At 44.8% G+C, this 22,812-nt stretch carries 20 protein-coding genes and 1 tRNA gene; 16 read left to right on the top strand and 5 right to left on the bottom strand.

The annotated features are described in order from the left end of the window. Positions 1 to 4 precede the first annotated feature (4 nt). Positions 5 to 80 (bottom strand) — tRNA-Lys (locus ZYMOP_RS07615). Between the two features lie 101 nt (positions 81 to 181). Beyond that, positions 182 to 733, bottom strand: a complete 552-nt coding sequence (folK, locus tag ZYMOP_RS07610) for a 2-amino-4-hydroxy-6-hydroxymethyldihydropteridine diphosphokinase (RefSeq protein WP_013934746.1) — start codon at positions 731 to 733, stop codon at positions 182 to 184. A 132-nt stretch (positions 734 to 865) separates the two neighbouring features. Between folK and ZYMOP_RS07605 the strand changes: the two genes are divergently transcribed. The 3 genes from ZYMOP_RS07605 to ZYMOP_RS07595 all read left to right on the top strand — a co-directional run bounded on the left by ZYMOP_RS07605 (position 866) and on the right by ZYMOP_RS07595 (position 4,502). Next, positions 866 to 1,639 carry a uracil-DNA glycosylase gene (locus ZYMOP_RS07605; RefSeq protein WP_013934745.1) on the top strand — a complete coding sequence of 258 codons (774 nt, stop codon included), beginning with the start codon at positions 866 to 868 and terminating at the stop codon, positions 1,637 to 1,639. 254 nt (positions 1,640 to 1,893) lie between these two features. Then, positions 1,894 to 2,964, top strand: coding sequence for a gluconolactonase (gene gnl / locus ZYMOP_RS07600; RefSeq protein WP_013934744.1), 1,071 nt, complete (start codon positions 1,894 to 1,896; stop codon positions 2,962 to 2,964). A 389-nt stretch (positions 2,965 to 3,353) separates the two neighbouring features. After that, positions 3,354 to 4,502 (top strand): serine hydrolase domain-containing protein, encoded by a 1,149-nt coding sequence (locus tag ZYMOP_RS07595; protein WP_013934743.1) that lies wholly within the window; start codon positions 3,354 to 3,356, stop codon positions 4,500 to 4,502. A gap of 93 nt (positions 4,503 to 4,595) precedes the next feature. On the opposite strand, the gene ptsP is transcribed toward ZYMOP_RS07595, so the two are convergent. The 3 genes from ptsP to ZYMOP_RS07580 all read right to left on the bottom strand — a co-directional run bounded on the left by ptsP (position 4,596) and on the right by ZYMOP_RS07580 (position 9,254). Further along, the gene (ptsP, locus tag ZYMOP_RS07590) at positions 4,596 to 6,884 is read right to left on the bottom strand and encodes a phosphoenolpyruvate--protein phosphotransferase (protein WP_013934742.1); all 2,289 of its coding nucleotides are present in this window, start codon (positions 6,882 to 6,884) and stop codon (positions 4,596 to 4,598) included. A 10-nt stretch (positions 6,885 to 6,894) separates the two neighbouring features. After that, on the bottom strand, positions 6,895 to 7,887 hold the full coding sequence (locus ZYMOP_RS07585) for an NAD(P)H-dependent flavin oxidoreductase (protein WP_041582167.1): 993 nt from the start codon (positions 7,885 to 7,887) through the stop codon (positions 6,895 to 6,897). 89 nt (positions 7,888 to 7,976) lie between these two features. Beyond that, a complete protein-coding gene (locus ZYMOP_RS07580; protein WP_013934740.1) occupies positions 7,977 to 9,254 on the bottom strand; it encodes an aspartate kinase in 1,278 nt (425 codons plus the stop codon). Between the two features lie 74 nt (positions 9,255 to 9,328). On the opposite strand from ZYMOP_RS07580, the gene ubiG reads away from it, so the two are divergent. The 13 genes from ubiG to ZYMOP_RS07515 all read left to right on the top strand — a co-directional run bounded on the left by ubiG (position 9,329) and on the right by ZYMOP_RS07515 (position 22,796). Continuing rightward, positions 9,329 to 10,129 carry a bifunctional 2-polyprenyl-6-hydroxyphenol methylase/3-demethylubiquinol 3-O-methyltransferase UbiG gene (gene ubiG / locus ZYMOP_RS07575; RefSeq protein WP_013934739.1) on the top strand — a complete coding sequence of 267 codons (801 nt, stop codon included), beginning with the start codon at positions 9,329 to 9,331 and terminating at the stop codon, positions 10,127 to 10,129. Between the two features lie 77 nt (positions 10,130 to 10,206). Then, positions 10,207 to 10,776: a peroxiredoxin gene (locus ZYMOP_RS07570; RefSeq protein WP_013934738.1), complete on the top strand. Its 570-nt coding sequence runs from the start codon at positions 10,207 to 10,209 to the stop codon at positions 10,774 to 10,776. Positions 10,777 to 10,982: 206 nt separating this feature from the next. Continuing rightward, positions 10,983 to 11,909, top strand: coding sequence for a helix-turn-helix domain-containing protein (locus ZYMOP_RS07565; protein ID WP_013934737.1), 927 nt, complete (start codon positions 10,983 to 10,985; stop codon positions 11,907 to 11,909). Between the two features lie 251 nt (positions 11,910 to 12,160). Then, positions 12,161 to 13,330 (top strand): tetratricopeptide repeat protein, encoded by a 1,170-nt coding sequence (locus tag ZYMOP_RS07560; RefSeq protein WP_013934736.1) that lies wholly within the window; start codon positions 12,161 to 12,163, stop codon positions 13,328 to 13,330. Positions 13,331 to 13,390: 60 nt separating this feature from the next. Continuing rightward, complete coding sequence (gene tilS, locus ZYMOP_RS07555; RefSeq protein WP_013934735.1) at positions 13,391 to 14,380, top strand: tRNA lysidine(34) synthetase TilS; 990 nt, start codon at positions 13,391 to 13,393, stop codon at positions 14,378 to 14,380. Positions 14,381 to 14,553: 173 nt separating this feature from the next. Beyond that, complete coding sequence (gene ftsH / locus ZYMOP_RS07550; RefSeq protein WP_041582163.1) at positions 14,554 to 16,512, top strand: ATP-dependent zinc metalloprotease FtsH; 1,959 nt, start codon at positions 14,554 to 14,556, stop codon at positions 16,510 to 16,512. A 125-nt stretch (positions 16,513 to 16,637) separates the two neighbouring features. Next, positions 16,638 to 17,039 carry a hypothetical protein gene (locus ZYMOP_RS07545; protein ID WP_013934733.1) on the top strand — a complete coding sequence of 134 codons (402 nt, stop codon included), beginning with the start codon at positions 16,638 to 16,640 and terminating at the stop codon, positions 17,037 to 17,039. A gap of 84 nt (positions 17,040 to 17,123) precedes the next feature. Next, positions 17,124 to 18,404, top strand: coding sequence for a glutamate-5-semialdehyde dehydrogenase (locus tag ZYMOP_RS07540; RefSeq protein ID WP_013934732.1), 1,281 nt, complete (start codon positions 17,124 to 17,126; stop codon positions 18,402 to 18,404). A gap of 100 nt (positions 18,405 to 18,504) precedes the next feature. Continuing rightward, positions 18,505 to 19,140 (top strand): nicotinate-nucleotide adenylyltransferase, encoded by a 636-nt coding sequence (locus ZYMOP_RS07535; protein ID WP_013934731.1) that lies wholly within the window; start codon positions 18,505 to 18,507, stop codon positions 19,138 to 19,140. 59 nt (positions 19,141 to 19,199) lie between these two features. Next, the gene (gene rsfS / locus ZYMOP_RS07530; protein ID WP_371851888.1) at positions 19,200 to 19,550 is read left to right on the top strand and encodes a ribosome silencing factor; all 351 of its coding nucleotides are present in this window, start codon (positions 19,200 to 19,202) and stop codon (positions 19,548 to 19,550) included. 64 nt (positions 19,551 to 19,614) lie between these two features. Then, positions 19,615 to 20,043: a 23S rRNA (pseudouridine(1915)-N(3))-methyltransferase RlmH gene (locus ZYMOP_RS07525; protein ID WP_013934729.1), complete on the top strand. Its 429-nt coding sequence runs from the start codon at positions 19,615 to 19,617 to the stop codon at positions 20,041 to 20,043. Beyond that, positions 20,043 to 21,245 (top strand): murein hydrolase activator EnvC family protein, encoded by a 1,203-nt coding sequence (locus ZYMOP_RS07520; RefSeq protein ID WP_013934728.1) that lies wholly within the window; start codon positions 20,043 to 20,045, stop codon positions 21,243 to 21,245. The genes ZYMOP_RS07525 and ZYMOP_RS07520 overlap by 1 nt, the downstream gene beginning before the upstream one ends. Before the next feature lie 162 nt (positions 21,246 to 21,407). Next, entirely contained in the window at positions 21,408 to 22,796 is a 1,389-nt protein-coding gene (locus ZYMOP_RS07515; protein WP_013934727.1) for a S41 family peptidase, read from the top strand. Positions 22,797 to 22,812 lie beyond the last annotated feature (16 nt).

Here is a 22,812-nt window from a genome sequence, read left to right as displayed (position 1 = left end):
GAGGTGGTGGGTCCGCCGGGATTCGAACCCGGGACCTCTCGATTAAAAGTCGCTTGCTCTACCAACTGAGCTACGGACCCAACCAAGGTCTATCATCAGAAATATTATAAAATATTCATGAAGACCTAATTTTTGAAAGACGTTGAATCAACTCCCCGTCTGGGAGTGCTTCCCTAGGGACTTATTGCTTAGGGGTCAAGCACTTATAACGAAAATAAAGCTGTTTAACGGTAAAAAACCTATTTTTTTCAAAAACACGCCAATTTCCAGCTATCTCGGTTAAAGGTTTTAGCACAAAATCACGGCGGCTAATTTCTAGATGGGGAATATGCAGTGTTGGCCATAAGGCAGGCGGTTTATTCGACGTTAGGCCGGGGCGATACCGTAATAGAGGTTGTTTTTTTTGTGGCCAACGCCCTTTTTCCCATAGCAGAATATCAATATCAAGAACACGGGCGCCCCATCGCCGCCCTGCCCGTCTTCCAAAGAGCTGTTCCGTTTTTTTACAAAGCGCCAATAAAGATAGGGGCAACAACGTAGTTTGAACAATAATAGCCGTATTGGCGAAACGTCGCCCTGCTGGCCCTACAGCCTGTGTTTCAAAGATAGTGGCTTGTGCTTTGATAGTAAGCCCTTGGGCGCTTAAATCGGCAATAGCGGCGTCTATAACCGCTTTTGGTGCTCCATAGCGGCCATGCCACCGATTAGACCCTAATGCGAGCGCGTATAACATTATTATATATCCTGAAACGAAAATGAGGCAATGGAAACTGGCCGGGAAGCTTTAAAAAAGAAAAAAATCAAATGCTCTTTTTAAAAATCTAAAACACGTTTTTTTAACGAAAAGGGAATTCTTTCTGAAGATATGTCAGCAGTTTATCCTTTTTCAAAAATATTCTATCGCTTTTCCATGACTATCTCTCGGCCTATATCAAAGACAAAAAAATTAAGTCCTCATAAAAAAAGGAACCCTTTACCCGCTTTAAAAACACCGATTTTTTCAAATTCTCCCTTGCGTCCTGACCCTGATTGTCCGCTATGTCCCCGTTTGGCTGATTTTCGACATGCGCTACAGTTATCTCATCCAGCTTGGTTTAATGCACCGGTTCCGCCTTTTGGTGATCCCGATCCATGGTTGGCCATTATCGGACTGGCTCCGGGGATGCGAGGTGCCAATCGAACAGGTCGCCCTTTTACAGGCGATTTCGCCGGTATCCTTCTTTATGAAACCCTTATTCATTTCGGATTGGCCACCGGCACTTACGAAGAAAAAATTGATGATAGTCTTCAGTTAAAAGGGGTTTCAGTTCTTAATGCAGTCCGATGTTTGCCCCCCGCTAACAAGCCGACACCTCTTGAAATAACAACCTGCCGCCCTTTTTTGCAGGCTACACTTCAGAATTTTTCTCATTTAAAGATAATTTTAGCGCTGGGACAGATCGCCCATCAGACTATTTTGCGGCATTTTAATATTCGTTTGGCAGAAATGCCTTTTAAACATGGTGCTGAATATCCACTACCTTCAGGATTACGTCTGATCGATAGTTATCATTGTTCCCGTTATAATCAGAATACAAAACGCCTGACGCCTGATATGTTTCAGGCTATCTTCAAAAAAATTATGACATATTATTGCTAGTAGCGAGAAAACGTTTCTTTATTATAGATGGAATAAAATTAATATTTTGGGAAAAATAAAATACGCATCATTTATGACAACGTTTACCATGGCGTATGGAATTGCTTTTATTAGTAGCGATAAATGAATTTTATTTCAAACGTATTTTTTAGAGCGCGTTCTATCAGGATTTTTTCTTAAATTTTTCAGAGAAATAACAAGACTTTTTGTGACCTTTTTTGAATAAAGACCCGATTAGTTGCAGGAGTCGTTAAATGACCACTGGTCGTATGTCTCGTCGTGAATGCCTTTCCGCAGCTGTTGTGGTACCTATTGCCGCTATGACAGTAACAGCTTCAATTACAGGGGCAGCCCAGGCTGCAAAAAATGTTATGAACGGATCAATTATCGGTAAAATTACTAAATTTTCACCTCGTCTTGACTCCATTTTGGATGTTTCAACCCCTATCGAGGTAATTTCTTCCAATATTCAATGGTCTGAAGGACCTGTCTGGATCAAAAATGGCAGCTATCTGCTGTTCAGCGACCCCCCCGCTAACATCATGCGTAAATGGACGGCTGATGGCGGTACCAGTATCTTTCTAAAGCCTTCAGGGCATGTTGAACCTGTTCCCGCTGGTCAATTCCGCGAACCGGGCTCAAATGGCATGAAAGTTGGCCCTGACGGTAAAGTCTGGATTGCAGATAGTGGCTCCCGTGCAATTATGAAACTCGATCCGGTAACACGTCAGCGTACCGTGGTGGTTGATAATTATAAGGGCAAGCGTTTCAATAGCCCGAATGATCTTATTATTTCTAAATCAGGTGCGGTTTACTTCACCGATCCGCCATATGGTCTGACCAATCTTGATGAATCTGACATCAAGGAAATGAACTATAACGGTGTATTCCGCCTTTCCCCAGATGGGAAACTTGATCTCATCGAAGCCGGTCTTAGCCGTCCGAACGGATTAGCGCTCTCACCAGATGAAACCAAGCTTTACGTTTCGAATTCTGATCGTGCCAGCCCTAATATCTGGGTTTATTCCATGGGTACCGACGGTTTACCAACGGGTCGCACGCTTTTGCGCAATTTCCGTAAAGAATATTTTGATCAGGGTCTCCCGGGTTTACCTGATGGTATGAACATCGATAAACAAGGCAATCTTTTTGCTTCTGCTTCGGGCGGTCTTTATATCTTTGCCCCCGATGGTGAATGTTTAGGGTTGATCGCTGGCGAACCAGGGCAGGCGCTTTCAAATTGCTGCTTTGGTGAACAGGGTCAAACGCTTTTCATCTCGGCATGTCATAATATCTTGCGCGTCCGTACCAAAACTTTTGGTTAAAAACGTGGAATTATCTGTCTGGAATAAGAGCAACAAGCTAGCCAGATAGAAGATGCAAGATAGAAGTAACAGATCTGATTATCAAAGCGATGTATTAGAAGAGGATGCCCAAAGGCAAAATCGCTTAATCTAGATCTGAATACTTTTTAATTAAAAAAACAGAGCTGATTGTTTTTAGAAATTTTTTAAAGGTTATTATCCCTTTTATTTAAAAAATTTCTAAAAATAATCAGCTTTTATCCTTGATGAAAGGAGAATATTCTTTCCATTGTCGATTAACTTTGTCAGTTTAATTTTCTTTCAACAATAAAATAGATTTCTAGGCAATGCGTTATTTTTGTGCTTATTGGTTCTAATATACGGGTTTTGTTGAAGAGAAAGACAGCCTTATGGCAACCAATTTGTCAGAAACGCTTGATAAAGTCATTGCGCAGTCTTTAGCAAATCAGCGTTTAGTGGGCGGGGTTATTCTGATTGCCCATAAAGGCCGTCTGATTTATGAAAAAGCTGTTGGATGGAAAGATCGTGAAGCACAAAAGGCTATGCATCTAGAGACAGCCTTTCGTCTCTCTTCAGTGACCAAGCCTTTTGTAACAGTGGCTGCTTTAAAATTGGTAGAACAAGGCGTTATCTCCCTTGATACGCCCGTAACGCGTTGGCTCCCTTATTTCAAACCGACCTTACCCGAAACAGGGGAACATCCGGTTATTACCCTGCACCATTTGCTAACCCATCAGGCTGGTTTAAGTTACGGATTCGCCTTACCCAAAGATTCTATCTATCATCGTTTAGGCATTTCTGATGGTATTGATTACTGCCCAACGCTTACTTTAGATGAAAACATGCGACGACTGGCGTTAGCGCCTTTATTCTATTCACCCGAAGAGAAATGGGATTATTCTTTAGCTATTGATGTTGTCGGCGCCATGCTTGAAAATATCTGTGACCGCCCCTTACCCAATATTATCGAGAAATATATTACTGCGCCTTTAGGGCTCGAATCATGCCGATTTTGGGGGACATCAGACGTTTTGGCGACCCCTTATTATAATGCCGACCCTATGCCTAAAAGAATGCGCATTGAAGAGATTCTCTCACCTGATGAGAAAGGGGCAATCATCTTTTCACCCAGGCGTGCCGAAGAAAAAACAGCCTACCCTTCAGGGGGTGCCGGCATGGTAGGTAATGCACCCGATATTCTGCGTTTTTTAGAAATAATTCGTTTGAACGGGGACAGCTTGCTGAAAAAGAGTAGTGTAGACCGTATGTTTACCAATCATGTCGGGGCAAAAATGGCCTCCCAAAAACCCGGTTTTGGTTTTGGCTATGGGGGGTCTCTCATTATAGACCCCCAAATTGTAGGGACAGGTCAATCAAAAAACACCCTACAATGGGGTGGTGTTTATGGGCATAGATGGTTTATTGATCGTCAACAGAGTATAACCGCTGTTATATTAACCAATACGACCTTTGAAGGCATGGCAGGACAATTACCACAACAGATCACAGAAGCTATTTACCAGCATCTGGATAGTTAAAAAAGGGAAAGCCTAAGAGTGTCTTTTAAACACGCAAAAAACTTTCCCTTCTCCTCATCTGAATAAGATCAAAAAATATTCAAAGTGAATTGATTAGTTGATAATCACTCCATGTTTATCAGCCCATTTTTCCAAATGCTCGCCAATATTACTGACTCCACGGGCTAATAAATCGCGCAAAAAAGGTGCAAAAGCATCACGATCCAAAGATCGGATCATTGCCTTAATAGGCCCGATGGCAACAGGTGTAATAGAGAGGCGTTTTAGCCCTAATCCGATCAAGGCCATGGCTGTCAGCGATCGACCGCCCATCTCACCACATAATCCTACTTTACAACCGGCAGCATTAGCCTGATCAATAATACGCGCTAAAAAGCGCAATAAAGCCGGAGATAACCAGTCATATCTTTCTGCCAGCTTGGGATGCGCACGATCTGCGGCAAAAAAGAACTGAATGAGATCATTTGTGCCAATCGATAAAAAATCGAGCTTCGGCAACAGAATATCAAGACTCTCGGCCAAAGAAGGTACTTCCAGCATTGAGCCATAGTGAATGACTTTAGCTCGTGGCTTGTTATGTTTAATCAGCCATTTATTCTGACTTTCAAACAGCGTCTGTGCTTGATCATATTCCCATGGCTCTGCGATCATCGGAAACATCACGTAAAGATGACGATCTGCAGCGCCCTCGATAAGCGCCCGCGCCTGCACTTTCAAAAGCGCTTTTCTTTCGAGCGCTAAACGAATAGCACGCCAGCCGAGGGCTGGATTTTCTTCGTTTTCATCTTCACTGTTGTTGATATAGGGTAATGTTTTATCATTACCAATATCCACTGTTCGAAAGATAACAGGTCGATTACCTGCGGCATCTAAGACATCGCGATAGAGACGAAGCTGCCTTTCTCTTTGGGGCAGGGTAGAAGAAACCAAAAATTCAAATTCTGTTCTAAAAAGACCAATACCATCGGCACCGGTTGCATCCAATGCGGCCACATCATCACGCAATCCGGCATTAATCATTAATTCAATACGATGATTGTCTCGCGTGATAGCGGGTAAATCCCGCATCGCTGCAAATTCAGCCCGTCTTTTACGACTGAGTGCAAAACGGGTTGCAAAGGCTTCCTCAATTTCAGGGGTTGGGCGAATAAATACGGCCCCCTGATTGCTGTCCACCAGCAAGAGATCTCCTTCACGAACACCCTGATGGATTTCCTTAACCCGCCCCAAAACGGGAATACCCATGGCCTTGGCGACAATAGTCACATGAGAGGTCAATGAGCCTTCTTCTAGTACAATGCCTTTTAGTCGACGGCGATCATATTCTAAAAGTTCAGCGGGCCCCATATTACGGGCAATAAGAATAGCATCACTATGAAGACCTAATCGAGCGGCTGTACCAAGTTGACCGGAAACCAAGCGCAGCAAGCGGTTAGATAAATCTTCCAGATCATGCAAACGTTCAGCTAGCAACGGATCGCCGATTTCCCGCATCCGCATTCGGTTATGCTGTTGTACCCGCTCAATAGCTGCTTCCGCTGTCAGGCCACTATCAATGGCTTCATCAATCCGGCGACGCCAACCCTCATCATAGGCAAACATACGATAAGTAGCGAGAACTTCCCGATGATCATTGGAACTACCAAAAAACTCGACATCCTGCGCCATCCTCTCGATCTGTTCTCGCATCTGCGAGAAAGCCGCATTGAGTCTTTGGCGTTCTGCTTCCACATCTTCAGCAACGGTGAATTCAATGGTGATACGGGGCTGATGGAAAACAGCATAGCCACGTCCCATCCCTTCCACCAGTTTCAGACCATTATACCGTAAAGATCCTTGGTCTTTTACACCGCCACTAGACAGACTATTTTCATCAATCAATCCGGCACTAAATATCAGCTCAGCTAATACCATAGCGACCGTCTGTAAGGCCTCAACTTCGATATCGGCGAAACGACGAGGATCCGTAGTTTGAACAGCTAGTACCCCAACGGATTGTTCCCGTCTGACAATGGGAACCCCCGCAAAACTGTGGAATAAATCTTCACCCGTTTCAGGGTTGTGCACAAAATCTGGATGACTAGTAGCTTCACTTAAATTGAGAATAGCCATGTCACGGGCGATTGTGCCCACAAGCCCCTGCCCTAATGCCAACTTGGTGACATGGACAGCTTCTTGTTTTAAACCATAGGTTGCAAAAAGTTCTAATACCCCATCGCGCAGTAAATAGATGGAACACACGTCGCTGCATAAAGCGGTACTGATAATCCGGACGACCTGATCTAATTTTGACTGCGCATTAGAACGGGAGGCCATAACATCATGCAATCGCGTTAAAATTTCACGCGCTGCTATCGTTGCTATCTGCTGGGAAGGAGACATAATCCTGTTATTAGCAAGCCAAAGCACGGGCTGCGAGTGCTAAAGCCGCTTCATCCACCAAATGATTTATAATATCACTTGCGGGTTCTTCTTGCTTTACCATGCCAACCGATTGTCCAGCCATGACAGACCCATTTTCAATATCACCCTCAATGACAGCGCGTCGTAACGATCCTGCCCAATAATGCTCAATCATAAGCTGAGCTTCGGGCAAAGCTAATTCACCATCATCCAAAGCTTTGGCTACTTCACGCTGTTTAGCAATAAAATTTTCTGTTGTAGCATTTTTTAAAGCTCGGACAGGTATGACAGGTAAACGCGAATCTATCTGTACCGAAGTAATTGCATCACGCGCTGATGCTCGAATAAAAGCTTGTTTAAAGCGTGGATGAGCAATAGATTCTGTTGCACAGACAAAACGGGTTCCCAGCTGGACGCCCGCAGCCCCCATTTCCAGAAAAGCCGCGATAGATTCACCACGGCCAATACCGCCTGCGACAAAAACCGGAATCTTTTTGGACAATGTCGGCAAGATTTCCTGTGCTAGTACCGTCGTAGTGACGGGCCCGATATGACCACCGGCTTCCATACCTTCAATAACTAAGGCATCAACACCCGCTCTTAGAAGTTTACGCCCAAGAACAAGCGCAGGGGCAAAACAAATAACTTTTATGCCCCCCTTTTTCAGCTTTTCAATGGCGGCGGTCGTCGGCAATCCCCCTGCCAAAACCACATGGCTTACATGCTGGTTAAGGCAGACATCAATCAGTTGATCCAATTGCGGATGCATGGTAATTAAATTGATGCCAAAAGATTGATCTGTTAGCTGTTTTGTAGCGGTAATTTCTTCATCTAAAAGAGCAGGTGGCATAGCCCCGCAAGCAAGAACCCCGAACCCACCCGCATTCGATAAAGCAGATACAAGATGACGTTCGCTGACCCAACTCATCGCGCCGCCCATAATAGCATAGCGACAATTTAAAAAATCTGCGCCCCTCGTCATAAGCTTTTCAAGCAGCTTATGACCTCGTATCAACTTATCATCATTATCGGCTTGAGGAAGAACCTGAGCTTGCTTGCTGACGCTATTTATCATGCAACGGCCTCTTCATTGACAGGACGCATATCCGCATCCAAACCATAAGCGGTGTGTAAAACCCGCACGGCTAATTCAGTGTAGGCATCGTCAATTAAAACGCTAACCTTAATTTCAGAAGTCGTGATTGCTAAAATGTTTATGCCACGATCGGCCAAAGAATTAAACATGGTCGCCGCAACACCCGGGTGACTGCGCATACCCACACCGACAATGCTGACTTTACAGACATTGTCATTTTTCATGACGCGATCGAAACCGATTTCGGACTTTGCCTTCTCTAAAATATCAAGAACATGAGAAAGCTGCGCTTTAGGCACAGTGAAAGTGACATCGGTTGTGTGCGAATCATAGGTAACATTCTGCACAATCATATCAACATGGATATGGGCGGTAGCTAATAGAGAAAAAATCTGAGCAACGGCGCCGGGCTTATCCGGTACCCCCATTAAGGTTACTTTCGCTTCAGATTTATCATAAGCAATGCCGGTAATGATCTGACGTTCCATATCGCTTTCTCTGATTTCGTCTTCCGAAACAATCAAGGTTCCACCGTCTGGTGGTAAATCGGGATCTCCAAAGGATGAAAGCACCCGAAGACGGGTTCGTGCTTTCATCGCAAGACCGACAGACCGCGTCTGAAGGACTTTGGCACCAACACTAGCCAATTCCAACATTTCCTCATAGGTGACCCGATCTAAGCGACGGGCACGAGAGACAATGCGAGGATCTGTGGTATAAACCCCATCGACATCTGTATAAATGTCGCAACGGTCAGCTTCCAAAGCCGCCGCCAAGGCAACCGCCGAGGTATCGGAACCGCCACGGCCGAGGGTTGTTACCCGACCTTCATCACTGACACCCTGAAAACCAGCTACAACAGCCACTTCTCCGGAACTCATCGCCTTGGTCAAGCGTTCAGTATCAATCGATTCAATGCGGCTATTCGCATAAGCATCGGTTGTGTGGATCGGAATTTGCCAACCAAACCAGCTACGGGCTTTTAATCCCATCGATTTTAGCACAATAGCTAAAAGACCACTGGTTACTTGTTCACCAGAGGAAACTACCGCATCATATTCTGCGGGATCATAAAGGGGAGCCGCTTCACGACAGAAACCAACCAGACGGTCTGTTTCTCCGGACATTGCGGAAACAACGACAGCAACTTCGTTGCCGGCCTCCACCTCTTTTTGGACACGACGGGCCACATTGCGGATTCTTTCCAATCCTGCAACCGACGTGCCACCAAACTTCATCACGATACGGGCCATAAAGAAACGCTCAAAAATTGTAGCAGAAAACCAGCTTTGCAGACGCAAAAGCGATTTTGTAGGGATGTATTATAATGAAAGCAAGCGCTGCGTCAGATTCATTATCATCAGTTGGTCAACTAACCGATAAAAAAAATGAAGAAGGCATGTCCACTATTGATCGTCATCAAGCGGAACATTTTGGCAAAATGGCGGAGGAATGGTGGAATCCTTTTGGCAGTTCAGCCATGCTGCATAGAATGAATCCGGCTAGACTTTCTTATATAAGAAGCGCTGTTGACCGGCATTTTTCAAGGGTAATAGACAATATTAAGCCTTTATCAGGGAAAAAAGCGCTCGATATTGGCTGTGGGGCGGGATTGTTAGCTGAACCTTTGACACGATTAGGGGCTGATGTGACAGGAATGGACGCGGCAGCTGAAAATATTGCGGTCGCAAAGCAACATGCAGATCAACAGAATTTAAAAATAAATTACCTTACAGGAGGGATGGAATCACTCGGCAGAGAACGATTCGATCTTATTACAGCGATGGAAGTGTTGGAACATGTCGCAGACCCTCAAGAATTTATCAATGAGATAGCCGATAAATTAAAAGAAGATGGCTTGCTGATCCTATCTACGCCTAACCGCACTTTACTATCCCGTTTGATGATTATTGATATTGGGGAAACTTTGGGCGGTATTCCTACAGGTACCCACGACTGGAATCGTTTTTTAAAACCGGAAGAGACCCAACATTTTATGGAAAATGCAGGCCTTAGGATCACCCATATTATGGGTTTGATATGGTCGCCCATACGGGGCTTTATCTTAACGGAAAATAAAGCTGTCGATTATTTGTTAACAGCACAAAAAAATAACGCAAAACTATAAATGTTATTTTGCTATAATATTTAATTTATACGCTTAATACCCTTAGAATAAATGCTCTTTTAAAAAAGTATAACCCTATGGCTCTTTCAAAAAAATTCATTCTGAAATCTAAAATTATTGCCGCATTATTAACCTTGGGGTTAGCAAACATAGCCTTACGGCCGTCTTCTGCCAAAGCCACTTTATCGAGCGGTTTTCATGCCCCTCCCTTTAAAGTATCAGGCATAACGATGGGTCAGCCTTTTCATTTCGACCTTGATCAGATGCTTAAAAATGGCCCTGTTGTGCTTTATTTTTCATCTGAATCCCCTGATTTCGCCTGTAGTAGGGAAGCAGAACCCCTCATAAAATCAGCCTCTGAACTACGGCTCTATGGAGCTTTTCTAATCGCTTTTTCTGTCATAAAAAATTCGATGCCCTTTACGACCGGATGTCGATCCCGTTTACCCGTGGCTATTGCTGATACTAGCGTAACGCGCCTTTATGCTCTTAATAACCCGTTATCACCTCAGAATAATACGACCTATGTCATTGCACCCGATCGCCGCATATTATTGACTTATGTTTCTTCAGATACCGACAGTCACATGATAAAAGCGCTGGAAGTCATTAAAAATTGGCAAAAAAACCAGAAAATCAAGCGGTAAATATATCATTAAGCTAACAGTACAGATTTATTGAGGTAGTGGCCTCAAGGGTCTTATTTTAAATAATTCAATTATATTTAAGCAATGTAGGATATAAATTTAATAAACATTCGTTCTAATCAATATCAATTAAACAATGAGCCTTTTGACCACAATTTTTTTACTCAAAATAAACTTGAGGCTCATGACAGGAGATCGGGGATATAATGAAGGGCAATAAAGAGGACCAACCGACAACCTCAACGGATAACCGTTCGGAAATGTCTGAAAAAGTAGGTGAAATTTTACAGCGCACCCGTATCGCTCAAAAGCTGACGCTGGATGAAGTTTCTCGCCAGACCCGTATTCCTGTTCGTCATTTAGAAGCTATTGAAGAAGGGTCTAGTAAGGGGTTACCCGCTACGACCTATAGTGCGGGTTTTGTCAAAACTTATGCCAATCTCTTGGGATTAGACGGAGTGGCATTAGCGGCTCGTTTCCGTCAGACTATGGGCGAAGCTACAAAACAACAGCCCATTATTGAACCCTATGCCCCGACTGATCCGGCCCGCGTGCCGCCTTGGCGGTTAATCGTGCCTTGTGTCATTGCAGGCGTAATTATAATCGGTGGCGGTATTTTGTGGAATAATCATCACTCTACGCCGTCGGTACCTTATGCGCAAAATTTGTCTACTGTAACTGACAGTAGTAATGTCAATGACAATAGTAATATCAATGCCGAGACGGAAAACTCGGCTATTGCGGCAGTCGAGAATCAGGCGATTTATTCGCCATCAATGACAAATACATTTTTAGCTAATGCTACAGATGCGACGATCGAAAATACCCCCAAAGCTGCCGTAAATTTAGTCGCTTTAAAACCGGTATGGTTACGCGTTTATGATGGAAAATCTGGCCCAGTTTTATTTGAAAAGACCTTAAACACGGGTGATCATTTCGAAATTCCTGCCACCGCAAAAGATCCTCTATTAAGAACCAATCACCCAGAAGCCCTTACCGTCATGGTGGCGACAAGAAATTTACCCCCTTCTATTTTACCCTCCAAAAAGGTCAAAGATTTCAGTCTAAAGCCAGATAGCCTTTTAACGGCGGCACCTATTAGCCCATCCAGTCAAGCAGGAAGTAGCAATTAGAATGGGTATAACGAAAACAGCTTTGAATATATCTTCGAAGAAGCCGCAGTGAATGATTTTTTTGTTAAAACAGGAATTATAAAGCGGGAAATGGTAAACATTGACCTGTTTTCTGCTTAGTGCTCTAGTCTATAAAAATATCAAAGAGAAAACCCGACACGACATTTTTCTTTTTTGGCCTGTTCATCGTCTGTCATACCCTGACTGCTATCAATAGTCGGGGTTTGTACCGTTGAAGGCGGTTTTTATGCATGGCTAGTATGGAATTGAAAATGAAATTACACCGCAAACTGCTTCTTATCTGCTTATCGTCCACTTTTATAAGCGCTCCTCTTTGGGGAGCAACGCCAACCTCTGATACGCTTAATCAACAGGTCGATCAGCTTCAAAGGCAAATGCGGGCTGTTCAGCGTAAAATTTTCCCGGATGGCAAAAATCATGAAATTGTGAGTCCAGAAATTACGGCACCTGTCGCTACAGAAGCGGCCCCTAATCAACCTGATACGTCCCTTCTTACTGTATTAAGTGCGCGGGTGGATTCTCTTGAGCAATCAATGACTCAGTTGACGGCACAGACAGAAGAAAATGGTCATCGGCTGCGCCAAATGGAACAGCAGTTTGAAAATTTCAAAACAGAAATGCAGTCACGACTGACAGCGCCGGCTGAAGCGGGTGTAACCGGTGATACTGATCCGGTAAATATGCCCCCACAGTCAAGCAATAATGGGCAATCCAATACGGTTCAAAATAATATGACCAAGCCCAATAATGCCTCTAATATAAAAAATAATACACCGCTTGTCAGTAAGAGCGATGACGTAAAAGGGATAGCGACGGTAGCACCTGTTACCAAGGCAACCTCTGATAAAAATCAGGCCGATAATACAGTAAAATCATCTGTTAATAAAATGACGGATACAAAAAAAACAGTAACGTCGTCCCCTGCCCCTATAGGGCCCGCAACAAAAACCACAGCCGATAAATCGGTAACAGCTTTGATCGCTGAAAATGCTGATTCTAATAGCGATCCGGCAGAACAAGCCTATCTTGCGGGATATAAATTATGGATGGATAAGCGCTATCCAGAAGCGGAAACGGTTTTAAAATCAGTTATTACAAAATATCCAGATCACCATCGTGCCAGCTATGCCCGTAATTTGATGGGACGGGCTTATTTGGATTCTGGGCAACCAGCCCAAGCTGCAGAAATTTTTTATGCTAATTACCAGACTCTTCCTCAGGGGGCACGTGCGCCCGACAGTCTCTATTTCTTAGGCCAATCCTTGATGGCTTTAAAACCGCCCCGCCCTAAAGATGCATGTAAAGTATATGCCGAATTATTGGATGTTTACAGTGACAAGCTAGGCGATTCTTTGAAAGATCGTATTACAAAGGGGCAGGACCAAGCCAAATGCCGTTAATTTAGGGTGCTAGGTCGTTTCTATCTTATGCTTTAAACTGTAATCTTTTAGTCTGTTTTCATGAAAAATAATTTAAAAACCCTTCTTGAAACAGAGGCCCATCGCTTTCATCTAGCTTTACAGCATGCAGCCTCAGTTTCTGAATTAGGGAAATTGGGCATTGCTGTTTCGGGTGGTGGAGATAGCCTTGCGCTGCTGTTATTGGGATATGTCAGTGGTTTTGACGTTGAAGCCGTAACAGTCGATCATAGTTTACGGCAGGAATCGGCTGAAGAAGCGCGTTTTGTCGCCCAGATTTGCCAGCAGCTTGCTATCCCGCATCAAATCTTGACAACCCAGATCGAAGCAACAGGCGAAGGTATTCAAGCCGCCGCACGTATTCGGCGTTATGCGCTTATGGCACAATGGGCCAAAGAAAGACAGGTTACTGCTTTGATGACCGCCCATCATGCGGATGATCAGGCTGAAACTTTGTTAATGCGGGCGGCACACGGCAGCGGTATTGCGGGGCTTGCCGCTATCCGACCTAATGTCCTCTTTTCAGCAGAAGGACAAACTATAAGATTGTTGCGTCCCCTGCTCGATTTTTCACGACTGGAATTAGCCACTATTGTTGAAAAGGCAGGGTTAAAAGCGGTTAGTGATCCATCCAATGACAACCCCCATTATGACCGCACTCATTTTCGACGCTTACTTATTGCAGCGCCTTGGATTGACCGACGAAAGTTAGCTAACACTGCCCGATATTGTCAGCAATCAGAAGAAGCATTGGACTGGATTACCCAAAAAGAGGCGGCGGCGAGGATTCGATTACAGGGCAAAGGAGTGCGCTTTGATCCAGAGGATTTACCAATAGAAATTTTACGGCGCTTAGTAGTATTGTGTCTTCAACGCGTAGGTGAAAAAAAACAAGTCCGTGGGACAGACCTTACGCGTTTTATTGGTTTTTTGCAGCAAGGCAAAAAGGCCAGTTTATCAGAAATTATCGGAGAAGGTGGGGTATTATGGCGTTTTTATCCTGCACCACCTCGAAAAAATAAGCAGATATGACATTAGATAAACTAATCAGTCATTGTTATCAGCGTATCAACCCCTATGTTGGATATATTTAGAGGCGTCGGTCGTCTTCAGTCCTTAAGAAAAAGTGCTGTTGCATGATCCTTTAACAGGGACTTCCCTGCCGGACAAAATGTCCGATGAAAGGCTTACTATAGTATATGGCTATGAACGACAATAATAAGAAACCCCAAGGGCCACAGACCAATGCATGGATGAAAACTATCCTTATTGGTGGTGCGGTTATTGCCGCCCTTGCCTTTGCTGTGACCTTATTTGACGGCAGCGGACATGAACGCAGCGTCAGTAATGTAGCTTATTCTGAATTCTTGAACCGTGTTGATAACAATACGGTAAAAGATGTCATTATTGGGCATGATGAATTAACGGGCCATTTCAGCGATAACAGCGCGTTTAAGACAGTAGCGCCCAGTGACCCGCAATTGATTCAGCGTTTACAGAGTAAAAATATTACTTTCCGCGCTTTGCCAGAGGATACGGTTAGCTTTTGGCAAATTCTTCTGTCACAATTTTTATTGCCTTTCATTCTGTTTTTGGGGTTGGGCTTTCTCTTCGTCCGCCAGATGCAAAAAAGTGGCGGCGGCGGCGCTATGGGCTTTGGAAAGTCACGCGCGCGTCTTTTGACTGAAAAGCAAGGGCGTGTCACTTTTAACGATATTGCCGGTATTGAAGAAGCCCGCGAAGAGTTAGAAGAAATTGTCGATTTTCTAAAAGACCCGACCCGTTTTTCGCGCTTAGGCGGTAAAATTCCTAAAGGGGCTTTGTTGGTGGGGCCTCCGGGAACGGGGAAAACCCTGTTAGCACGTGCTATCGCTGGAGAAGCGGGCGTGCCTTTTTTTGCGATTTCGGGTTCTGACTTTGTCGAAATGTTCGTCGGTGTCGGTGCCAGCCGTGTCCGTGACATGTTTGAACAAGCGAAGAAGAATGCCCCTTGCATTATTTTCATTGATGAAATCGATGCTGTCGGACGGCATCGGGGTGCTGGGCTTGGTAACGGTAACGATGAACGGGAACAGACCTTAAACCAGTTACTGGTAGAAATGGATGGTTTCGAAGCCAACGAAGGGATCATCATTGTTGCAGCGACCAATCGTCCAGATGTTTTAGATCCGGCCCTTCTTCGCCCCGGTCGTTTCGATCGGCAGGTTATTGTGCCGCGTCCAGACATTGAAGGCCGTCTGAAAATTCTTCAGGTACACATGAAGAAAACCCCGTTGGCACCGGATGTTGATGTCAGAACCATTGCCAGAGGTACGCCAGGATTTTCCGGAGCTGACCTTGCCAATATTGTCAATGAGGCGGCACTTTTAGCCGCACGAAAAGGCAAACGTTTGGTTGCGATGAGTGAATTTGAAGAAGCCAAAGACAAAGTTATGATGGGCGCGGAACGGCGTTCGGTTATCATGACTGAAGAAGAAAAGCGCTCGACGGCTTATCATGAAGCGGGTCATGCCTTGGTTTCTTTGCATGTCCCAGGTTGTGATCCATTGCATAAAGTGACCGTTATTCCCCGTGGTCGTGCTTTGGGTGTAACGTGGAATTTGCCTGAACGCGATCAGCTTTCGGTTAATATGAAGCAGATGAAGGCAAGATTAGCTTTGTGCTTTGGTGGACGCATTGCAGAACAGCTTATCTATGGCGAAGATTCTCTTAATACGGGGGCTTCTAACGATATTCAGCAAGCGACCGATATGGCGCGCGCCATGGTGACAGAATATGGTATGTCGCCGCGTCTGGGATGGCTTCGCTATCGTGAAAATCAGGATGAAGTATTTTTAGGCCATAGTGTTTCACGTTCACAGAATATTTCTGAAGAAACCGCGAAACTGATTGATCAGGAAGTTCGGGTTTTGGTCGAAGAAGGGGAAGCACGAGCGCGTCAGGTTTTAACCGAACATATCGAGGAATTGCATCGCCTTGCTAATGCTTTAATCGAATATGAGAGTCTGACGGGGGCTGAAGCCAAACGCGCTATTGCGGGTGAAACTATCGCGATACAGGATGTGAAACCTCAAGTGACCATTCCTTTAGCGGGTGGCGCTTCTGGTGTTCCCAAAAGTTCCCCTTTTGGCGGATGGGGTAATGCAGCACCTCAAGGCGCTTAGGTCTTAGCTTTTATCTCTATAAATTTTATGACTAAAAGCCTGCTTTATTAAAAAGTGGGCTTTTTTTTATAAAAGTCTATTTTGACCGTAATTTCTTCATAATCTTTGGTATATAAAGACCCACTATGTATCGTTCTCTTTTTTGTATGCCGATAATGGCAACTGCTCTTTTTCTGACTTCTCCGGTAATGGCTGATGCACCGCAGCAGAATATGAGCGTCCAAGAATTTATTAATAAAGCGAAAAGCTTGAAGCGTAAGGGGCCTTTTGCTCTCGTTTCGCCAGATTATGATTTATTGAGTGACATCGGCAGAATGTCTGATAAGGCATGGAAAGCACAGCTTGCAAAAAAGCCAAAACCAGCTTGCCCTCCCTCAACAGATATTTCTATCGGTGATGACGAATTTATGGGTTTTCTAAAAGCCATTCCGCCTAAAGATAGAAATAATACCACGGTTATTGATGCTTATATCAAAGGTATGAATAGCCGCTATCCATGCCGTAATAATGTTATTGCTTCTTTCTAAAAATCACTAAAATGCTTTCTTCGTTTCATTTTAGCTATAAAAACGGATGTTTTTCTAAGCTAAGACCATAGCAGGTGACGGGTCATGACTGATAATAATACCAATAATGCCGTTGATCCGGCAACGATAATTGAGGCTATGGCAAAAAAGGCGCGCTTGACGAGCGCGATTTTAGCCCAAGCACCGACACAGCAAAAAGCAAAAGCGTTGTTAGGAACAGCTGCTGCACTCCGTGAAAATTCGACCGATATTTTGGCTGCCAATGCGCAAGATATCGCGACCGCGGAAGCCCGTCATCTAACACCTGCCATGATTGATCGATTACGCCTGACCCCTGCGCGTTTAGAAGGTATGATCAAGGCATTGGAGGCTATTGCGGTTTTAGAAGATCCGGTGGGTCAGATTATTGATAAACGCACACGTCCTAATGGGTTGGATCTGACACGTATCCGCGTACCGATTGGCGTTATTGGCATTATCTATGAAAGCCGTCCCAACGTCACCATTGATGCCGCGGCCCTTACCCTAATGTCGGGTAATGCTGCCATCTTGCGGGGTGGGTCAGAAGCTATACATAGTAATCAAGCACTTTATCAGGCAATGCAACAGGGCTTAAGAGATGCTGAATTGCCGGAAACAGCAACCCAACTCATTCCGACAACAGATCGCGCCTTGGTAGGCGCTATGCTGTCAGCCAATGGTTTGATTGATCTAGTTATTCCGCGCGGCGGTAAATCCTTGGTGGCGCGGGTGCAGCAAGAAGCCCGTGTCCCCGTCTTAGCGCATCTTGATGGTATCAATCACAGCTATGTGCATGCGGCGGCCGATCCCGAAATGGTCGAAAAAGTGGTTGTTAATGCTAAAATGCGTCGAACAGGTATTTGTGGGGCGACCGAAACCTTATTGATTGATCGTCGTTATCCAGCGGCAAAAGCACTTATTCAGGCTTTGTTAGCAGCAAATTGTACAGTTCGCGGCACAGAAGAAATCAAAGCTCTGGATGCGGCTGTCGAGTCGGTGGAAGAAGCCGACTGGGATACTGAATATTTGGATTCTATCGTCTCAGCACGCTTTGTTGACAATGAAGAACAAGCGTTAGAGCATATTGCACGCCATAGTTCCCAGCATACGGATGCGATTATTACAGAAGATAAGACCGTTGCAGAAGCCTTCTTGGCCCAGGTGGACTCGGCTATTGTTATGTGGAACGCTTCCACACAGTTTTCCGATGGTGGAGAATTCGGCTTGGGGGCAGAAATTGGAATCGCAACCGGACGGATTCATGCGCGAGGCCCCGTCGCGCTGGAAGGTTTGACAAGCTACAAATGGCAGGTGCGCGGAACAGGACAGATAAGACCTTTATAAGTAAAATAGAAATTTTACTGACGCAGTATTTGACCTTGAACCGAGAGAGTAAAGAGAAAAAAATGATAGGACAAGCCCTTGGAAACAGGCTGATTCCTTTATGAAAAAATTAACGGGTTTACTGGGGGGATCTTTTAATCCGGCGCATCAAGGGCACCGTCATATTTCTTTATTGGCAAAAAAAGCATTAGGCTTAGATGAAATATGGTGGATGGTTTCTCCCGGAAACCCTTTAAAATCTCAAGCCAAGGATATGGCTTCCTTATCTCAGCGTTTTGCCTCTGCGCGTAGAATGACCCGTTACAGCCCGATTAAGGTAACGGCCATTGAAAGAGATCTCCATTGTCGCTTTACCGTTGATACATTGCGACGGTTGATCCGGCGTTATCCTAACCGGCGTTTTGTTTGGTTAATGGGGATGGATAACCTGAAACAATTTCAACAATGGAAGAATTGGCAACAAATTGCGCGTATGGTTGTGATTGCGGTCATTGCGCGTCCGAGTTATGATAACAAAGTTCACGCCGTGAGGGCGATGAGCTGGCTGCGGCGTTTTGTCCGACCTGCAAGCCGGTCACTTTATTGGACAGATTGGAGGCCGCCAGCGCTTGTGCTGTTGCGCTTTCGTCCCGACCCTTCTTCTGCGACTGTCACGCGTGCCCGTCAACCCGACTGGCACAAGACATATTCAGGTCGGGGGTTACGAGATGCTGTAACATGGCGACCAATCAGCTAGGAGGTAAATTGCCTGCCCCTTCTTCTACCCGTAAGGGCCAAGTCGAAATTGATCCCGAAATGCTTTTAAAGCTGGTCATGCAGTCGCTTGATGACGATCAAGCCCTTGAGATTATCTCTATACCTTTAGCCGGAAAGTCCAGCATAGCTGATTATATGGTCATTGCCAGCGGACGTTCTTCGCGTCAGGTAACCGCAATGGCCCAAAAATTGGCAGAACGGATTAAGGTTGCGACTGGCCATATTACCAGAATTGAAGGTCTGCCTTCGGCGGATTGGGTGCTTCTGGATGCTGGTGATATTATTGTTCATCTTTTCCGCCCAGAAGTGCGGAGTTTCTACAATCTGGAAAGAATGTGGGGATTTGGAGACGAGAATGATAGCCCTGTTTTACAATCTGTCGTGTCTTAAAAACCAACGCTGACTTTTAAAAACAGGGTATCAGCGTTTAAATATAAGGTGGTCAAAAAAGGCCATGAAGATTCACATCATTGCTAGAGGACGTATCGGCCGTTCACCTGAAGGTGAATTGGTAGAACGTTATATGAAGCGGCTTTCATGGCCTTATCGTATTACAGAATTGCCTGACCGTGAAAGTGCAGCGTCTCTGCCGCCTGCACCTTCTCATGCCATGACCATTGCCTTGGATGAAACGGGGAAAGCATGGCGTTCCTTGGATTTTGCCCGCAAAATGGGCGAATGGCAGGATGAAGGGCGTTCCGAAATTCGCTTCCTCATCGGTGCCGCCGATGGTTTGAGGGAAGAAGAACGAAAAGCCGCTGATATGTATTTTGCATTTGGGCCTGCTACTTGGCCTCATATGTTAGCGCGTGCCATGCTAGCCGAACAATTATGGCGAGCAAGCGCTATTTTAACGCGCCACCCCTATCACCGTGAAGGCTAATGTTGGGAATAGATAAGGGATTAATATACCCTATTATTCGATTTTTGACGCTTTTATGGTTATCAATCCTTCTATCGCATCATGGCTTTGCAGCGGTTCCTAGTGAAAAACCAAATTATTCCCCAAAATCCTTTATTTTTACAAAAGCGCAACAACAGGCTACCTTATCGCGCAATAAGGCCAAAATATTAGAGAAGGATGCGGCTTTTATTAAAGAAAGAGCCCAAAAAGCGCTTATTGAGGCAGCGCATGTCGCTGCTGATATTGAAAAATTGCAAACAAAAATCGATATAGAACGCCACTATCTCCTTCAAATTGATACTATGCGCCGCAATGAGAGGGCTGAGTTAGCGAGACAAAAACAACCCCTAACCCGCATGGCTGCCGCCTTAGAACAGAGATCCCATTATTTCTCGATCCTGTCCATTCTGAAACCCGATATTATGACAGATATTGTTCATATAAGAGGCGTTATAAAAGCACTGACGCCTGTCATTCGGCAGCGTTCTATAGAAAGCATGAACAGACTTCATACCCTAAATTTGCTCTATCAAATGAGACAGCAAGAACTTGATAAAATCAGACAAGAGCAACAGTTATTAGACCAAAAACATCAGTATTTCGTTAATTTAGCCCATGAAGATCAACAGCAGGTCGATACCTTATTATCCCAAGCCATGTATCAAGAGGATAAAGCCATAGCTGTCATGGAAGAGGCGCGCGAAAAGCTGAGAAATAGTCAAAATCCCAAGGATTTAGTGCCCGTTTGCGAGCTACCTTTTGTCGGCTGGCAGCTTCCCGCCAAGGGCTATCTTGCCCCCAGCTCTGACCAAAACGAGTTACGGATTATAACAGAAAAAGGTATGGTTATCATGCCCCCTAAAGCGGGGATCGTCCTCTATGCCGGTAATTTTAGAAGTTATGGCCAAATCGTTATCCTACGCCATGAGAATGGTTTTTCATCCTTGCTGACAGGCCTTACAAAACTGATCGTAAAAACGAATGACTCTGTTAGAATAGACCAACCTTTAGGCTATGTAGGTACGGGATATTCAGAGATAGGTTTTCAGATTCGCCATAATGATGAAACCGTCGCAATGCCGTCAAAAAATCAGTTCTCTCACCAGGGGAATTCCCGATTATCTTGCAATTTTATAAATGAACCCCCACAAGAAAACTATAATCAGAAAAGAACCTCCTAATAAAGGCCTTGTAAATGGCAAGGCTTATACCTTTTAATAATGGCTGGAAATTTCTGTTTTTGAAATAAGATAACGCTCATTTTTACTATCGCCCCGGCGTTTACAAGGCAAAAACGGGTAAAAATCTGTGGTGCCTGTCATGGATGGACAAAGTAAAGACTGATGAAAATAAAAAAATTACGGATGCCCCTCCTCATTGCCCTTGTCAGCACGGGCATGCTGATTCCTGTCCTGACCTCTTCTATGGCCGCGGTCGATAGTCAGAATACGGATACCTATCATCAGCTTGACCAGTTTATGCGGGTTTTTGAACAGGTCAGAAGCAGTTATGTCGACAAGGTTGACGATCAAAAACTGATTCAAGGGGCTATCGACGGAATGTTGTCCAGCCTTGACCCCCACAGTTCTTATATGAACGCTCATCAATTCGCTAATCTGAAAACACAGGCCGATGGTAATTACGGTGGCTTGGGTCTAACGGTTATGGCGCAAGATGGTATTTTAAAAGTCATTAGTCCGATGAAGGACACCCCTTCATGGAAGGCTGGCATTAAAGCCGGAGATTACATCACCCATATAAATGGGCAATTTATCTATGGTTCAAACATGGATGATGCGGTGTCACGGATGCGGGGCACACCTGGCACCTCTGTAAAATTGACGATTGTCCGCCCGGGACGGGACAAGGAATTTGATGTTACTATTACACGGGAAATCATTCAGGTTCAGTCGGTAAAATGGGAAGTTAAAGACCACATTGGCATCATAACAGTGAGTTCTTTTTCCCATAATGTCGGCCCCGATGTTATCAAGGCTATCGCGGATATAGAAAAACAGAATAAAGGAGAACCTTTAGGTTACATCGTCGATTTACGCTCCAACCCGGGCGGTCTGTTAGATCAAGCCGTCGCATTAAGCGATATTTTCTTGGATCATGGCGAAGTGGTCTCTGAAAGAGGCCGAGAAAAAACAGATATTCGGCGCTATTTCGCTAAATCGGGTGATCTGGCGCATGGGCTGCCCGTTATCGTTTTGGTGGACGGGGGATCCGCTTCAGCTTCTGAAATCGTAGCAGGGGCTTTGCAAGATCAGCATCGTGCCTTGATTATGGGCACCCAGAGCTTCGGAAAAGGATCGGTTCAGACCTTGTTACCTTTGGGGGATGATACAGCTCTTAGACTGACAACAGCGCGCTATTATACACCTTCAGGTCGTTCGGTTCAGGAAGGCGGTATTCAACCGGATATTATTGTACCGCAATTATCTGATCCTGATTACAAAAATCGTCCCCATTTGCGCGAAGCGGATTTGTTGCGCCATTTGATAAATCAGTCTAATACAGATAACAGTTTATTAGAGGATGATAACGGAAAAACTGATCCTCAGTTTACCGAAACGCCTGAAAGCCTGAAAAAAGCGCATATAACCGATTTCCAACTGGATTATGCGATAAAAACGCTTAGGCGAATCGCTATGCCGTCCGATAAAACGGTGCAGGATAATAAATCTATCGCGACCGTATCCAGGCATCCTCTTCAAAATAAAAAATGACGCTATAAATTGAGAA

It is taken from the genome of Zymomonas mobilis subsp. pomaceae ATCC 29192, from assembly GCF_000218875.1.
GTDB lineage: Bacteria > Pseudomonadota > Alphaproteobacteria > Sphingomonadales > Sphingomonadaceae > Zymomonas > Zymomonas pomaceae.
This window is presented reverse-complemented; position numbering and strand designations above follow the sequence as displayed.

Coding starts and splice junctions, on each gene's coding strand:
- ZYMOP_RS07520 (WP_013934728.1), top strand. CDS start 20,043: ATGTTGGGAATAGATAAGGGATTAATATACCCTATTATTCGATTTTTG.
- folK (WP_013934746.1), bottom strand. CDS start 733: ATGTTATACGCGCTCGCATTAGGGTCTAATCGGTGGCATGGCCGCTAT.
- gnl (WP_013934744.1), top strand. CDS start 1,894: ATGACCACTGGTCGTATGTCTCGTCGTGAATGCCTTTCCGCAGCTGTT.
- ZYMOP_RS07515 (WP_013934727.1), top strand. CDS start 21,408: ATGAAAATAAAAAAATTACGGATGCCCCTCCTCATTGCCCTTGTCAGC.
- ptsP (WP_013934742.1), bottom strand. CDS start 6,884: ATGTCTCCTTCCCAGCAGATAGCAACGATAGCAGCGCGTGAAATTTTA.
- ZYMOP_RS07565 (WP_013934737.1), top strand. CDS start 10,983: ATGAAGGGCAATAAAGAGGACCAACCGACAACCTCAACGGATAACCGT.
- ZYMOP_RS07580 (WP_013934740.1), bottom strand. CDS start 9,254: ATGGCCCGTATCGTGATGAAGTTTGGTGGCACGTCGGTTGCAGGATTG.
- ZYMOP_RS07605 (WP_013934745.1), top strand. CDS start 866: ATGTCAGCAGTTTATCCTTTTTCAAAAATATTCTATCGCTTTTCCATG.
- ubiG (WP_013934739.1), top strand. CDS start 9,329: ATGAAAGCAAGCGCTGCGTCAGATTCATTATCATCAGTTGGTCAACTA.
- ZYMOP_RS07535 (WP_013934731.1), top strand. CDS start 18,505: ATGAAAAAATTAACGGGTTTACTGGGGGGATCTTTTAATCCGGCGCAT.
- ZYMOP_RS07525 (WP_013934729.1), top strand. CDS start 19,615: ATGAAGATTCACATCATTGCTAGAGGACGTATCGGCCGTTCACCTGAA.
- rsfS (WP_371851888.1), top strand. CDS start 19,200: ATGCTTTTAAAGCTGGTCATGCAGTCGCTTGATGACGATCAAGCCCTT.
- tilS (WP_013934735.1), top strand. CDS start 13,391: ATGAAAAATAATTTAAAAACCCTTCTTGAAACAGAGGCCCATCGCTTT.
- ZYMOP_RS07545 (WP_013934733.1), top strand. CDS start 16,638: ATGTATCGTTCTCTTTTTTGTATGCCGATAATGGCAACTGCTCTTTTT.
- ZYMOP_RS07560 (WP_013934736.1), top strand. CDS start 12,161: ATGGCTAGTATGGAATTGAAAATGAAATTACACCGCAAACTGCTTCTT.
- ftsH (WP_041582163.1), top strand. CDS start 14,554: ATGAACGACAATAATAAGAAACCCCAAGGGCCACAGACCAATGCATGG.
- ZYMOP_RS07585 (WP_041582167.1), bottom strand. CDS start 7,887: ATGACGAGGGGCGCAGATTTTTTAAATTGTCGCTATGCTATTATGGGC.
- ZYMOP_RS07570 (WP_013934738.1), top strand. CDS start 10,207: ATGGCTCTTTCAAAAAAATTCATTCTGAAATCTAAAATTATTGCCGCA.
- ZYMOP_RS07595 (WP_013934743.1), top strand. CDS start 3,354: ATGGCAACCAATTTGTCAGAAACGCTTGATAAAGTCATTGCGCAGTCT.
- ZYMOP_RS07540 (WP_013934732.1), top strand. CDS start 17,124: ATGACTGATAATAATACCAATAATGCCGTTGATCCGGCAACGATAATT.